The organism is Dactylosporangium salmoneum, from assembly GCF_039532525.1.
Classification (GTDB): Bacteria; Actinomycetota; Actinomycetes; order Mycobacteriales; family Micromonosporaceae; genus Dactylosporangium; species Dactylosporangium salmoneum.
Window position 1 is genome coordinate 1 of sequence record NZ_BAAARV010000098.1, and the last position, 13,546, is coordinate 13,546.

Below are 13,546 nucleotides of genomic sequence, written 5' to 3' on the forward strand. Positions count from 1 at the left end.
CCCCCGCCCGGACCGCGGTCGCCGGGGCCACTGGCGCCGAGGCCCTGCGCAAGGCCGCCGAGGGGCTCGACCTGGCCGACCGCGCGCTGGCCGCCCTGCACTTCGGCATCGCCGAGGGGCGCCGCCGGGAGGCCGCCGACCGGCTCGCGGCGCTCGACCAGCTGCTGGCCGCCGTCCCGGCGGCCGAGCGCGCCCGGCTCGACCCGGCCGGGCACGACCAGGTCGAGGAGGGGCTCGTCCGGGCCCGCCGCCAGGCCGACCCGGCCGCCGCCCTGCGGCGCGCCGGCGACCTGGCCCCGTACGTCCACGAGCACCTCGACCGCGTCCTCGCCCGCCGGCACGAGGAGCAGGCCCGCGCGGCCGCCGCGGAGGGCCTCGTCGCCGAGCTGGCCGACCGGCTCGCGGTGCTGGAGGCCGACGCCGCGCGGGCGCAGGTGCCGCTGGACGGCGCCGAGGACGCCCGCCGGGCCGTGGAAGGGCTGCAGGCGGCCGCGCGGCGCGGCGAGCTCGAGGCGGTCCAGGCCGCGACCGCGCCGGTCCACGCGGCGCTGGAGGCGGCCGAGCGCGGCCTCGACGACCTCTGCGACCGCATCGTGGAGCGCCGCGAGGTGCTGCAGTCGATCGTCGCCGCGCTGCCCGGCACCGGCTTCCAGGTCGACCCGGCCAGCTACCGCGAGGGCGTGGATGGCGCCCTGGAGCTGCGCGCGTACGGCCACGCCGGCCAGGCGTTCGCCGTGCTCGTGCGGGACAACCCCGACGCGCGCACCGAGGTGCTTTACACCACCGACGCGATGGCCGGCGAGGTCGCCGCGGGCACACCCGGGCGCTCGTGCGCGCCGCTGCTGGACATCATCGAGCGGCTCAGCGAGGAGGCCCGCGGCGACGGCTTCGAGCCGGGCGCGGTGCGCTGGGACGACGCCGACGACCCGGACCGCCCGCCGCCGGCGGGCCGGGCCGTGCCGCCGGGCCAGCAGGGCCGCACCGCGCGGGGCGCCGCGTGACCGCCGCCGCCGAGGGCCTGCGCGCCGCCCCGTGGCTGGTGCGGGCCTACCAGGAGCTGCAGCGCCACCGCCACCTCATCGTGCACGGCAACGTCGACGACGTGGTGCGGTGGAACAACCGCTACGAGCCGCTGGCCGCGGTGCTCGGCGAGTTCCTCACCATGACCGGCTACCGCGCCGTGGGCCGCTACAGCCTGGTGGACGGCATCACGTACCGCGACGAGGCCATGCGCGGCACCGCCGAGCCGCTGACCGCCGCGCCCGCGCCGACCGCGACCGAGCCCGTCCCGGCCCAGTCGTCGTCGCGTCAGGCCTGGAACCCGTTCGCGGCCGCGCCTCCGGCCGCCCAGCCGGCCGCCCAGACGGCCGACGCGGGCCGCGAGGACGGGGGCCGGGCGGACCGGGTCGCGCGGGCCGACGAGAGTCTGCGCCGGGCGATCCGCGCCGCGCCACCGGCCCAGCCGCGCACGACCCCCGACGCGCTGGGCGCGATCCGGCGGCTGATGACCCAGACCGAGGCGCCGGTGGCGATGGTCATCGATTCGGCCGACCTCATCGTCGGCGCCGCCGGGCAGCTCGACGAGCACCACCGCGCCAACGTCGCGCACCTGCGGCACATGCTCGCCGAGGCGGCCGTCGCGCCGTCCGGCCCCGGCCTGCGCAACGCCGTCGTGCTGGTGGTGCGCGACCTCGGCGAGCTGCCGGCCTGGCTCACCGAGCGCCCGGACGTCGCGGCCGTGCTCGCCGACCGGCCCGGCCCGGCCGAGCGCGCCGACGTGCTGGCCGGGCAGATCGGGCGCTTCCACCGGGCCGCCGAGGCCCCCGCGGCGGTACTGCACCAGGCCGTCACCACCCTGGCCAACCTCACCGACGGCATGACCGTGCGGGACCTCCAGACGCTGGAGGTCACCTCGCGGCTCACCGGCATCGGCCCGGGCGCGCCGCGACGGCTGGTCGCCCGGCACCGCTTCGGCGTGCGCGACGACCCGTGGGAGCAGCTGGACATCGACAAGGTCCGGCGGGCCGATCAGATGCTGGGCGCCCGGGTCATGGGCCAGCCCGCGGCCGTGCGCGCGGTCGCCGACGTGCTCGTCAACGCCCGCGTCGGGGTCGACTTCGTGGCCGGCGACGCGGAGACCGGCAACCGGCCCAAGGGCGTGTTCTTCTTCGTCGGCCCGACCGGCGTGGGCAAGACGGAGCTGGCCAAGGCGATCGCCGAGCTGGTCTTCGACGACGAGTCGGCGCTGCGCCGCTTCGACATGAGCGAGTTCAGCCAGGAGCACGCGAGCGAGCGGCTCACCGGCGCGCCGCCCGGGTTCGTCGGCCACGAGCAGGGCGGCGTGCTCACCAACTGGGTGCGGGAGCGGCCGTTCAGCGTGATCCTGTTCGACGAGATCGAGAAGGCCCACCGCAAGGTCTTCGACAAGTTCCTGCAGATCATCGACGACGGCCGGCTGACCGATGGGCACGGCCGCACGGCGTACTTCTCCCACTCGATCGTCATCTTCACCTCCAACCAGGGCGCCGCCACCCTGCACCGCTCGCACCCGGGCGGGGTGCCGCCGTACCAATTCGTGCAGGAGCATTTCAACCAGGCCGTGGCCCGCTTCTTCACCGAGGACCTGCAGCGCCCGGAGCTGCTGGGCCGCCTCGGCAGCGGGGTGGTCGTCTTCGACATCCTGCGCGAGCAGGTCATCCGCAGCATCACCGACAAGTTCCTGGGCCAGATCACCGCGTCGGCCGCCGCGCGCGGCTTCGAGCTGGTCTTCGACGCCCCGGCGATCCACCGCGCGATCGTCGAGCACGTCATGACCAGCGGCGCCGCCCTGGGCGCCCGGCCCATCCGCGACCCACTGCTGGAGCAGTGGATCCGCGTGCCGCTCAACCGCTGGATCATGGCCAACGCCCCCGGGCCGGGCGCGCGCATCCTCGTGCACCGCACGGCTTCCTCGCCGCCGTTCGGGATCCAGCGGTACCCCGGGGAAATCGTCGAAGGCGAGCACCCGTGACCGGCCCGGAGGAGCCCGACCCGCAGCTGCTCATCGCCGAGATCGCCCGCTTCGAGAGCCTCGACGAGCTCGACGCCGGGCAGTTCCGCGCCTACGCCGAGGCCGAGACCGCGCTGGAGAACCTGCTCCTGGGCCACTCGGCGGCGCTGACCGCCAACTGCGAGCACCACGAGGCGGTCGGCCTGCTCGACCAGGTGCTGGAGCTCAACCGCACGCTGCGGCGCATCGCCGAGCGGGAGCGGCTGCGGATCAACGACGACGACTGCGAGGAGTCGCAGGACCTGCAGCAGTGGCGCGACCTCGCCGACGGGCTGATCCTCATCGTGGAGGGCGCCCGGCTGATCAACCTGGCCGAGGCCCGGCGGCTGGCCAGCGACCTCGACGGTGCGGCCCAGCTGATGCGGGAGTCGCTGGAGTACTACGGCGCCCTGGCCGACAGCGAGCTGCCCCAGGCGGGCGTCGGCGAGCTGCGCCGGCGCATCGGCCTGGCCCACCTCACGCTGTACGCCGCCATCGCCGAGAACCGCATCGGCAACTACCGCGGCGCGCACGACGCGCTGGACGAGGTGCAGGTGGTCTACGAGGAACTGCTCGCCGACGCCCAGGAGCTCGAGGAGGTCGAGGAGCCGTTCCGCACCATCGTCGCCGAGGTGGTGCGCGAGCTGACCTCGGCGCTGGTCGACGTCACCACCCTCGGCGCGGTCAACGAGATGCTCCAGGCCGCCCAGGACGGCCGGTTCCTGGAGGTGATCGACAACGGCCGCGCGGCCGTGCAGTCGTTCGAGACCTCGATCCTGGCCGCCCGGGCCGCCGGGCCCAACCGCAACATGGTCGCGCTGCGGCAGATGGAGCTGGAGTACGTGCGCGGCTGGGTCCACCTGGCCGGCGCCGAGACCGCGATGGACCGCGCCGACTGGGACGAGGCGCTGTCCGGCATCCGCACCGCCCGGGAGCACTGGGCCACCATGTCCCGCCTGGGCCTTCGCAACCTGCACGTCGGCGTGCTGGCCCAGCGGCCCGACAGCACCAGCCACGACTTCCTGCTGCGGGGCGCCCTGCGCCGGCTCGAGCGTGACCGCCGCTACCGCGCCGAGATCGACGACCTGCGCGAGTCCCTGCACCGCAGCCAGCTGAGCAACATCCAGGTGATCGCGAGCGCGAACGCCGCGGCGGAGACCCGACGGGAGACCACGATGGGCGACACCAACCACTTCGGCGGCCCGGTGAACGTCGCCGGAGCGCTGGGCAGCCACAACCGGGTCGGCCCGGTCCACCAGGTCCAGCACCAGCCGCAGGCCGCCGGCACCGACCTGCGGTTGCTGGCCCGGCAGCTCGAGGACCTCACGGAGGTGCTCGGCGCCGGCCCCCGCAGCCCCCGTGAGCTGGAGTCCGTCGAACTCGTCCGTCAGGCAACGACAGCGGCGAAGCGCGGCGACGAGGCCGGGGTGCGCGGCTTCCTGGCGGGGGCGGGGCGCTGGATCCTCGACGTCGCCGAGAAGATCGGCCTCGACGTGGCCGTCGCCGTCATGCGCCAGAGCCTTGGCGCGTGAAGTACCGAACGAGACACGAGGAGCGCCGATGACCACGCCGCAGGACCCATACGCCGACGACCCGCGCCCGTCCTACGACCCGCCGGAGCCGACGACGCAGAACCCTTTCGCCGCGGCCGCGGACCGCCCGAACCAGCCGGCGGCGCGCCCGAACGCCTCCGCCGACCGGCAGAACCCCTTCGCCGCCGCAGCCGCCCCGCCGGCCAACGGCAACGCGCCCGTCACGGTCACCACCGCGGTGCCGCCGGTGACCTCGGCGCCGCCCGCCAGCTCCGTGCCGCCCTCCTACACGCCGCCGCCGGCCACCGCCGTGCCCCGCCAGTCGCCGCCGAACGAGGGACTGCGGATCACCCTGCCGAACCTGCCGGCGGACAACCCGGCACCGATCCCGACGCGGACCATGAGCGAGCCGGCCCCGCTGCCCATCCCCGGGTCCGGCGGCTCCCGCGGCGACTCGACGGTCCGGATCGGGCTGTGGGGCTCGAGCCGGTCGGGCAAGAGCACCTACCTGGCCTCGCTGCCGCTGGCCGCGATGCAGGGCCGGCACGGGACGTGGATCGTGGCCGGCACCGACGAGGCCGCCGCGCAGTTCCTCAACGAGAGCGTGAACCAGCTCGCGGGGGCCCGGCGCTTCCCCGCCGCCTCGACGAGCATGGAGGGGATCAGCTGGAGCTTCCACGGCACCCCGCCGCCCGGCGGGTTCAACTCGATCCTGCGCTCGATCGGCGTGCGCCGCTCGGCCGAGGTCCAGTTCACGCTGGAGCTGTACGACCCGCCGGGCCAGTACTACCGCTCCAACAACGTCGACCCGCAGGCGCTGGAGCACCTCGCCAACGCCAACGGGTTGATCTACCTCGTCGACCCGGTCGTCGACGCCCAGCGCGGCGACGAGAGCTTCCAGTACTTCTACGGCGCGCTGCAGCTGCTCACCGCCCGGATGGCGGCCGAGGGCCGGCTCGTGAAGGGCCGCTTGCCGCACGCCATCGCGGTGTGCGTGACCAAGTTCGACGACGAGGCCTTCTTCCGCCGGCTGGTGGCCCAGACCGACCTCGTCACCCAGGACTCGGATGGCCACCGGCTGCCGCGCGTGCCGCAGGAGCGCTCGCAGGAGTTCTTCGACTGGGTCTGCGCCCGGGTCCTCGGCGGGTCCGCGGGCATGGTGCAGGAGGGGCTGCAGGCGTACTTCCACCCCGACCGCATCCAGTACTTCGCCACCTCGTCCGTCGGCTTCCGGCTCAACCACAACCAGATCTTCGACTTCCGCGACTTCAGCAACGTCGCAACGCGGGCCGGGCAGCAGCCCGAGGTTCGGGACCGGCCGCGCCCGATCAACGTGCTGGAGCCGCTCATCTTCCTCGAGCAGCGCATCCGCTCCGGGCGCCGGTAGGCCCTCGCATGTCGAGCCTCTCCCTCGACTCGGCCGAGCGCCGGGGCATGGTGGTCGCGGACTGGGCGCTGTACAGCAAGGTGCCCGGCCAGAAGATGGACTACGAGGTCCGTGCGGCAAGCATGGACGCGGCCCTGGCCGAGCGCTGTATCCGCTCGGTGCTGGCCGGCACCGCGGCCGGCCCGGCGCCGGGCCGGCCGGAGGCGCTGCCCTGGTACGGCTTCACCGGGCGGCTCGGCGACCGCCCGGCCGCCGCGATCATGGAGCTGAGCTGGAGCGAGGAGCGCGACTTCACCGGCCAGCCGATCACGCCCGCCCGACTGCTGGTGGCCGAGCCCGCCGGCGCGGCGCGGGAGTCGCTGACGTACACCCGGCTGGCCGCGGCGCTGTTCGACCTCGACTGGCACGGCATCCACGCCGGCCCGCCGGGCGCCGCGGGAGGCCATCCGATGCGCCTCACGCCGCCGCCGGCCGACGCCGACGCGCTGGCCGCCGACATCGAGCGGCTCGGGGTGGACTTCATCGGCAGCCTCGCCGCGCTCGTGCTCGACGGCGGGCAGATCGTGTTCACCGCGGCCGAGGACCGCTACCCGGCCGTGGTCGAGCGGATCAGGCTCCTCGACGCGGTGTGCGCGCTGCTGCCGTACGCCTACCGGCACTACCTCAGCGCGGCCACCTGGGCCAGCCACCGGGCCCGGCACCGGATCACGCTGACGTTCGCCGAGCGGGCGGCGGCCGGCCAGGTCGAGGTGTCGCTGGACACGAGGATCGTGCCGCCGCTGCAGACCGAGGAGGCACAGGCCTACGTACGGGTGCTGGTGGCGCTGCTGAAGAAGGGCAAGACCGTCACGCAGGTCGTGCAGCACCTCGCCGTGCAGACCCAGCTGGAGCTGTGCCGCGGCCCGGCCGACGCGGTCGACCTGCTGCACCGCATGGACATGCCGGGCCTGGTCCTGCGCGCGATCAAGGCCGGGCAGGCCGACCTCGGCGAGGTGGCCGCCGTGCTCGACCGCTTCGGCTTCGAGGGCCTCGATGACGAGGACATGCGGCAGCGGTACTGCGCGTATCTGCTCGACAAGGTCGTGCGCGACGGCCCGGACGCGGCAGCGGCGTGGCGGATTCTGACGGGCGCGTGGTCACCGACCGTGGTGGCGGCGCTGGCCGGTCGGGTCTACGCCGCCCTGACCGCGGGCGACCAGCCGATCCTCGACCGGCTGACGGCGCTGCTGGGCGGCCTGCCGGTGGAGTGGGCGACGGCGGTCGTGCGGCGGCTGACCACGGCGGTGGCGACGCACCCGCGCCGGGAGGACATCGCCGCCTACATCGGGCTGCTGGCCCGCGTCGGGCCGGCCGGCAACGACGAGGAGGTGCATCGGACGTTCCTGGCGCATCCGGCCGCGGGCATCCAGCTGGTGACCCATCTGTTCGGCGCCGGCGGCGCGCTCGAGCCGGTTCTCGAGCGTTGGGCTTCGCTCGTCACCGACGAGACGCGGTGGGCCCTCCCGGTCATCGTGGCCGCGAACGGCGACATGGCCAGGGTCGGGACGGACGACTTCGCCGCGCTCAACAAGGAATGGCCGGACGGCGACCTCACCGCCATGAAGGTCGCGGCGCGCAACGGCCAGCTCGTGCCGATGTTCCAGCGGCACTCGGGAGCCATCGCCCACGTGGGCGCCCGGCTGCGCCTGGCCGGTGACGAGGAGTCCCGGGCCGACTTCCGCAATCACCTTGTCGCGGTGCGCAAGGAGCTCTACCGGGACATTCCGGCGTGGCAACCGTCCGACTTCAAGCATCACGGCCGCCTGGACGTGGTGCTGATGCTGGCCGGGATCGAGCCCCGCGGCGTGCTGAACCTCTCCAACATCCCGCGCGCCTTTCTGTCCGCGATGGGCCAGCTCTGGCGCAGCAGAGGGCTGGACCAGGTGCGCCCCTACCTGGTTGAGCGGCTGGCGGCCGCGCTCGACGTCAGAAGCGGCCGGCTGGGGCAGAACGCGGACGTCTACGACGTGATGTCCGTCGTCGACGCCGTCGAGCCGTCGCTGCGCGCCCAGGCCGCAGGCCGGATCAGTGCGTACCTGGGAGCGAACGTCGAGCAGCGCAAAACGCTCGAGCTCGGCCCCGACTGGGCCGCGCTCATCGAGCCGTGGCTGCGGCGCATCACGCACCTGGCCCAGGTGTGCGCCGACACCGGCAGCACCCTGCCGCAGGTCACCGGGGCGATGGCAGCGCTGATGGACGAGCCCATCGCGGACTACGGGCAGGTGTTCGAGGCGCTGCGGCCGTGGCTGCAGCCCGACCGCGGGGTGGACACCATGATGCTGATCTGGGGGTTCCGGACGTCGCCCAACGGCCGGCACGTGCAGTTCGGCGACGCGCTGCTGGATACCGTGACCAATCCGGGCGGCCCGCTGCGGGACTTCCGGCCGAACTTCATCATGGCGCTTCGCGTGATGGCCGCCCAGGTGCAGTACATGCAGCCGTGGGTCGACCGTTACCAGCCACAGCTGCCCGCCGCCCCGCCCCGGCCCAGTCCCAGTCCCCGTCCCCCGCACCAGGCCCCGCCCCCGCCACAGTTCCCGCAGGAGGTCCCGCCCAAAAGGGCAAAGGGCCGGTTCCGCTTGAAACGCAATCGCGACGACGGGAAGCAGCAGTGACGCGCGAGCTGTCGGGGCGGCGTGATGGCCGCCGGAGCGGGTAGGGGCGGCGATGTCGGTCGGCGCCACGACGGTGATCGCGGACTGGGCGCTGTTCAGCAAGGTGCCCGGCCGGACCATGGACAGCGAGATCTGCGCGGCCAGCATCGACGCGGCCGTGGCGGAGCGCTGCGTCCGCTCCCTGCTGGCCGGCACCGCGGACGGCCCGGCGTACGGGCGGCCCGAGGCGCTGCCGTGGTACGGCTTCACCGGGCGGCTCGGCGACGGGCCGGTGCTCGGGCTCATGGAGTTCGGCTGGAGCGAGGAGCGCGACGGCACCGGCCAGCCGATCACCCCGGCCCGGCTGCTGATCGTCGGCTTCGACGGCGCCGCCCGTGGCGCGCTGACCTACACCGGGCTGGCGGCCGCGATGTTCGACCTCGGCTGGCACGACGTGCACACCGGGCCGCCCGGCGTCGGCGACAACCGCATGCAACTCGCCCCGCCGCCGGTCGACGCCGCGACCCTGGTCCGCGACGTCGAGAGCTTCGGCGTCGAGTTCGTCGCCGGGATCGCGGCGCTGCTGCTGGACGGCGCGCAGGTGGTGCTGACGTCGGCCGCCGGGCGCTACCCGTCGGTGGTCGAGCGGATCCGGCTGTTCGACGCGGTCTGCGCGCTGCTGCCGTACGGCTACCGGGCCCAGCTCACCGCGGCCACCTGGGCCGGGCACCGGGCCCGGCACCGGATCTCGCTGACGTTCGCCGAGCGGGCGGCGGAGGGGCAGCGCGAGGTTTCGCTGGACACGTGGACCGTGCCCGCGCCGCGCACCGCGGCGGCGGGGGCCTATCTGCGCACGCTGGCCGCCCTGCTGCGCCGGGGCCGCAGCGTCGAGCAGCTCGTGCAGTACCTCATGACGCAGCACGAGCCCGAGCACAGCCGCGACGCGGGCGACGTGGCCGGCCTGCTGCGGCGGCTGGACCTGCCGGCGGCGGTGCTGCAGGCGATCCGCGCCGGGCGGGCCGACCTCGGCGCCGTGCTCGACGTGCTGCGCCGCCTCGGTCTGGACGGGCTCGACGACGACGAGATGCGCCAGGTGTACTGCGAGTTCCTGGTCGACCGGGCCGCCCGGCCCGGCCCGGAGGCGGACCCGGCGGGGCGCGCCCTCGCCGAGCTGTGGTCGCCGCCCGTGACCCGGGCGCTCGCCGAGCAGGCCCGCGCGCTGCTGTCCGCCGGCGACCAGGACGGCCTGCGCCGGCTGGCCGAGGTGGCCGGCGCCCGGCCCGGCGCCGCCCGGGCGCTCGTGCGCCTGCTCACCGACGAGGTCCTGCAACGGCCCCGCCCGGCCGGCATCGCCGCCTACGTCGGGCTGCTCGCCCACCTCGACCCGGAGGTCGCCGGCGACCCCGACCTGCACCTGCGGTTCCTGAGCCGCCCGGAGGCGGGCGTCCAGCTGGTGGCCCACCTGATGAAGCGGCCCGGCGCCGTCGCGCCCGTCCTCGCCCTGTGGGCATCGCTCGTCACCGACGAGACGCGGTGGGCCCGGCCGATCCTGGCCGTGGTGGGCGGCGACCTCGCCGCCGTCGTGCCGCCCGACCTCGCCGCGCTGCGCGGGGGCGGGCCGGACGCCGTGCTCACGCTGCTGGCCGTCGCCGAGCAGCACGAGCGACTGGCCGAGCTGTTCCGCCTGCACTGGCGCGACTTCGCCGGGCTGGCGGTGCGGCTGGGCGGCGGCGAGGCGGACGAGCGGCGCCGGGCGCTGCTACGCGGGCACCTGGCGACGCTGCGGGCCCAGCTGCGGCCGAAGAAGGACCTCGACGCCATCGGCCGGCTGGACGTGCTGGCGCTGCTGACCGAGCAGCGGCCGGAGACCCTGCTGTCCCTGCGCGGCCTGCCGGAGCCCTACCTCGACGGGATGCAGCAGGCGTGGCGCTTCTCCGCGCTGCGGCCGGTGAAGGAGCGGCTGATCGAGCGGCTGCGGGAGGCGCTCACCACCCGCGCGGCCCGGATCGGCGACGACACCGAGGCGCAGGACCTGGTCGCCGTCGTCGACCGGATCGAGCCGTCGCTGCGGCCGTGGGCGGCCGGCCTCGTCGGCACCTACCTCACCGCCAACCCGGACCAGCGCGCCTCGCTCGAACTGGGCCCCGAATGGCGCGCCGCCATCGATCCGTGGCTCGCGGGCCTGACCGACCTGGCCCGCGTGTGCGCCGACCCGGCCGCCACGTCGCGGGAGGTGCTCAAGGCGCTCTGGTCGCTGCTCGAACGGCCGGAGCTGCACCACGAGCAGGTGCTCGAGGCGATGCGGCCGTGGCTGCGGCCCGGCCGCGAGAGCGCGGTCATCGACCTGATCGGCCACCTGCGGCTCTCGCCGAGCGCCGGGGCCGGGCACAAGGCGTTCGGCGCTGCGCTCCAGGCCCACGCCATCGACCCGGCCGGTCCGCTGCGCGAGTTCGCGCCGCACTTCATCAGCACCGTCCGGTGGCTGGCCCCGCTTCTGCAGCAGTTGCTCGCCGCGGCGGACCGGGCCGCGCCGGCACCCGTCCCGGAGCGGCCACCACCCGGCCGCCGGCAGCCGGCGGCGGACCGGGCCGCGCCGGCGCCCGCCCCGCCGGAGCGGCCACCACCCGGCCGCCGGCAGCTCAAGACGTTTCGCCGCCTCTTCGCCGAAGCCGGGGAGCGCGGTCCCGACCGGCCCGAGCAAGGCGAGCGCGGCAACGGGGCACGAGGAACGACTCCCGAGGAGCAAGCATGAACCAGCAATTGTCGCGGCCGCTGCGGGCGGTCCTCGCCGTCCTCGTCGGGCTCGGCGCGGCGGCCGGGCTCGCGCGGCCCGCCGCCGCCGCGCCCGGGCGGGACGAGATCTTCGGGCTCCTCGAGGTCGACCGGGTGCCGGCCGACTACGTGGTGCTCGTCGACACCTCCGGGTCGATGGCGACGAACAACCTCTACGGCAACGTGAAGAGCACGCTGCGCACGTTCGTCGCCGGGCTGACGCGGACCGATCACGTGGCGGTGTACACCTTCGACAACACCCCGACGGCGCGCTACATCGGGCCCGGCGGGGACCCCGACCGGATCATCGGCGCGCTGCCGGACGCGCCCAGCCAGAACTCGACGGACATCGGGGCCGCCATCGCCAGGGCCCTCGGCGAGCTCGAGCGGGGCGACGCCGCCCCGGTCGCCACCGTCGTGCTGATCACCGACGGTGCGCACGAGCCGCCGGCCGGCTCGCCGTACCCGACCGCCGACGGGCCCCCCTGGGAGGCGCTCACCGCCCGGGCCGGCAAGCTCAAGGCCGGCTCGGTGCACGGCTACGCGCTGCCGCTCACCCGCACCGGCACCACCGGCGCGAAGCTGCTCGGCAACGTGTTCAAGGACACCGACACGCTGGACCCGAACCAGATCGCGGACATGGGGGAGTACCTCGACCGCAGCAAGCAGCACACCCGCCTGGAGAAGGCGCGGCTCGCCCTGGCCGGCGACATCGGCAAGGGCGTGACCGCCACCTGGACCGCCCCGGCGCGGGCCGACCTCGGCGCCGGCGACGCGGCCGTGAAGCTGACCCTGCGCTCGGACGCGGCGAAGATGCCGCTGACCGTCACCGGCCTCGCCGTGCGGGCCGACGGCGGGCCGGCGCTCACCGGGGACGTGCCCGACCGGGTGGAGCTGCGCCCGGGCGAGAGCAAGTCGTTCGACCTGCGCCTGCACTGGGCGCCCGGCGCCGGCCCGGTGCCGTACCACCGGGAGCGTTCGGCCACGGCCACGCTGAGCCTGCAGGGCTCGGTCGCGTCGGACTGGGCCGCGCCGCTGGCGCCCGACATCGAGCTGAACGTGCCGACCGCCCCGGCCGTCCAGCCGGTCCGGGTCGAGGGCACCGCCTCGGTCGGCACCTGGATCGTGCAGGGCGTGGCCGCCGGGCTGGTGCTGATCCTGCTGGTGGCGCTGGGCGTGTTGGTCGCGACCCGCCGGCCGAAGCAGTTCGGCACGCTGGTCGCCCTGGACACCACCACCGGGCTGGAGCAGGCCCGCTTCGAGCTCAGCGGCCGCAAGTCCCGCCTGGAGGGCCGCGGCCTGCAGGGCGAGGCCGAGGTGGTGGCCAAGCGGGTGCCGCGCGGCTTCGCCAACCGGGAGGGGCTGGAGTACGTCATCAAGTACCGCCGCGCCGAGCACACCCAGGTCAGCAGCCTGCCGTCGCGCGGCACGGTGCTCATCAACGGCGTGAACTTCGAGCACGTCATGGACGAGCGCGCCCGCTGACGCAAGGCCCCGACGAGGCCCCGCGGATTCGTCCGCGGGGCCTCCGGCGTTGATGCAACCCCGCGCGGGCCCGGTGGCGTCAGGACTGCGAATCGCCGGAGAGCGGGGTTGGTGACGCGGGGTGAAGGTTGACGAAGAGCGGCGCTACGTGGAGTACGTCGCGGCGAGGCTGCCCTGGATCCGCAAGGTGGCGTTCCTGCTGTGCCAGGACTGGCACCGGGCCGACGACATCGCCCAGGCCGCGATCACGCGGCTGTACCTGCACTGGCGGCGGGCCGACGGGGCCGACAGCCTCGACGCGTACGTGCGCACGATGGTCGTCCGCGTCTTCCTGAGCGAGCGGCGCAGCGGCTGGGCGAGCCGGGTCGACCTGCGCGCCGAGCCGCAGGACCGGCCCGGCCCGGCGGACGACGACCCGGCCATGCGGCTGGCGGTGCGCCGGGCGCTGGCCGAGGTCCCGCCGCGGCAGCGTGCCGCGCTGGTGCTGCGGTACTACTGCGACCTCTCGGTCGAGGACGCCGCCGAGGCGCTGGGCTGCTCGACCGGCACGGTCAAGAGCCAGACCGCCCGCGGGCTGGAGGCACTTCGCCGGGCGCTGGACGCCCACCAAGTCGGGATCGAGGGATGAGAATGGACGAAACAGGGGTCCGGGCGCTGCTCGAGTCGGTCGCGGAGGCGCCGGCGCCGGCGAGCGCGGTGGCCAGTGGGG

General features: G+C 75.1%; 8 protein-coding genes. All 8 read left to right on the forward strand.

Features of this window, described 5'->3' with window-relative positions:
• On the forward strand, window positions 1-1,001 hold a 1,001-nt coding region (locus tag ABD352_RS48125; protein WP_344619361.1), incomplete at its 5' end, for a hypothetical protein.
• On the forward strand, window positions 998-3,010 hold the full coding sequence (locus ABD352_RS48130; RefSeq protein WP_344619362.1) for an AAA family ATPase: 2,013 nt from the start codon (window positions 998-1,000) through the stop codon (window positions 3,008-3,010). The genes ABD352_RS48125 and ABD352_RS48130, both read left to right, overlap by 4 nt.
• Window positions 3,007-4,560 (forward strand): hypothetical protein, encoded by a 1,554-nt coding sequence (locus ABD352_RS48135; protein ID WP_344619363.1) that lies wholly within the window; start codon window positions 3,007-3,009, stop codon window positions 4,558-4,560. Before ABD352_RS48130 ends, ABD352_RS48135 begins: the two co-directional genes overlap by 4 nt.
• A 28-nt stretch (window positions 4,561-4,588) precedes the next feature.
• The gene (locus ABD352_RS48140; RefSeq protein ID WP_344619364.1) at window positions 4,589-5,947 is read left to right on the forward strand and encodes a hypothetical protein; all 1,359 of its coding nucleotides are present in this window, start codon (window positions 4,589-4,591) and stop codon (window positions 5,945-5,947) included.
• An 8-nt stretch (window positions 5,948-5,955) separates the two neighbouring features.
• Entirely contained in the window at window positions 5,956-8,601 is a 2,646-nt protein-coding gene (locus ABD352_RS48145; RefSeq protein WP_344619365.1) for a hypothetical protein, read from the forward strand.
• 52 nt (window positions 8,602-8,653) lie between these two features.
• Window positions 8,654-11,332, forward strand: a complete 2,679-nt coding sequence (locus ABD352_RS48150; protein ID WP_344619366.1) for a hypothetical protein — start codon at window positions 8,654-8,656, stop codon at window positions 11,330-11,332.
• Window positions 11,329-12,837 (forward strand): vWA domain-containing protein, encoded by a 1,509-nt coding sequence (locus ABD352_RS48155; protein WP_344619367.1) that lies wholly within the window; start codon window positions 11,329-11,331, stop codon window positions 12,835-12,837. Before ABD352_RS48150 ends, ABD352_RS48155 begins: the two co-directional genes overlap by 4 nt.
• Window positions 12,838-12,958: 121 nt before the next feature.
• Window positions 12,959-13,465, forward strand: coding sequence for a SigE family RNA polymerase sigma factor (locus ABD352_RS48160; protein WP_344619368.1), 507 nt, complete (start codon window positions 12,959-12,961; stop codon window positions 13,463-13,465).
• Window positions 13,466-13,546: the final 81 nt, after the last annotated feature.

Coding starts and splice junctions, on each gene's coding strand:
- ABD352_RS48140 (WP_344619364.1), top strand. CDS start 4,589: ATGACCACGCCGCAGGACCCATACGCCGACGACCCGCGCCCGTCCTAC.
- ABD352_RS48145 (WP_344619365.1), top strand. CDS start 5,956: ATGTCGAGCCTCTCCCTCGACTCGGCCGAGCGCCGGGGCATGGTGGTC.
- ABD352_RS48150 (WP_344619366.1), top strand. CDS start 8,654: ATGTCGGTCGGCGCCACGACGGTGATCGCGGACTGGGCGCTGTTCAGC.
- ABD352_RS48155 (WP_344619367.1), top strand. CDS start 11,329: ATGAACCAGCAATTGTCGCGGCCGCTGCGGGCGGTCCTCGCCGTCCTC.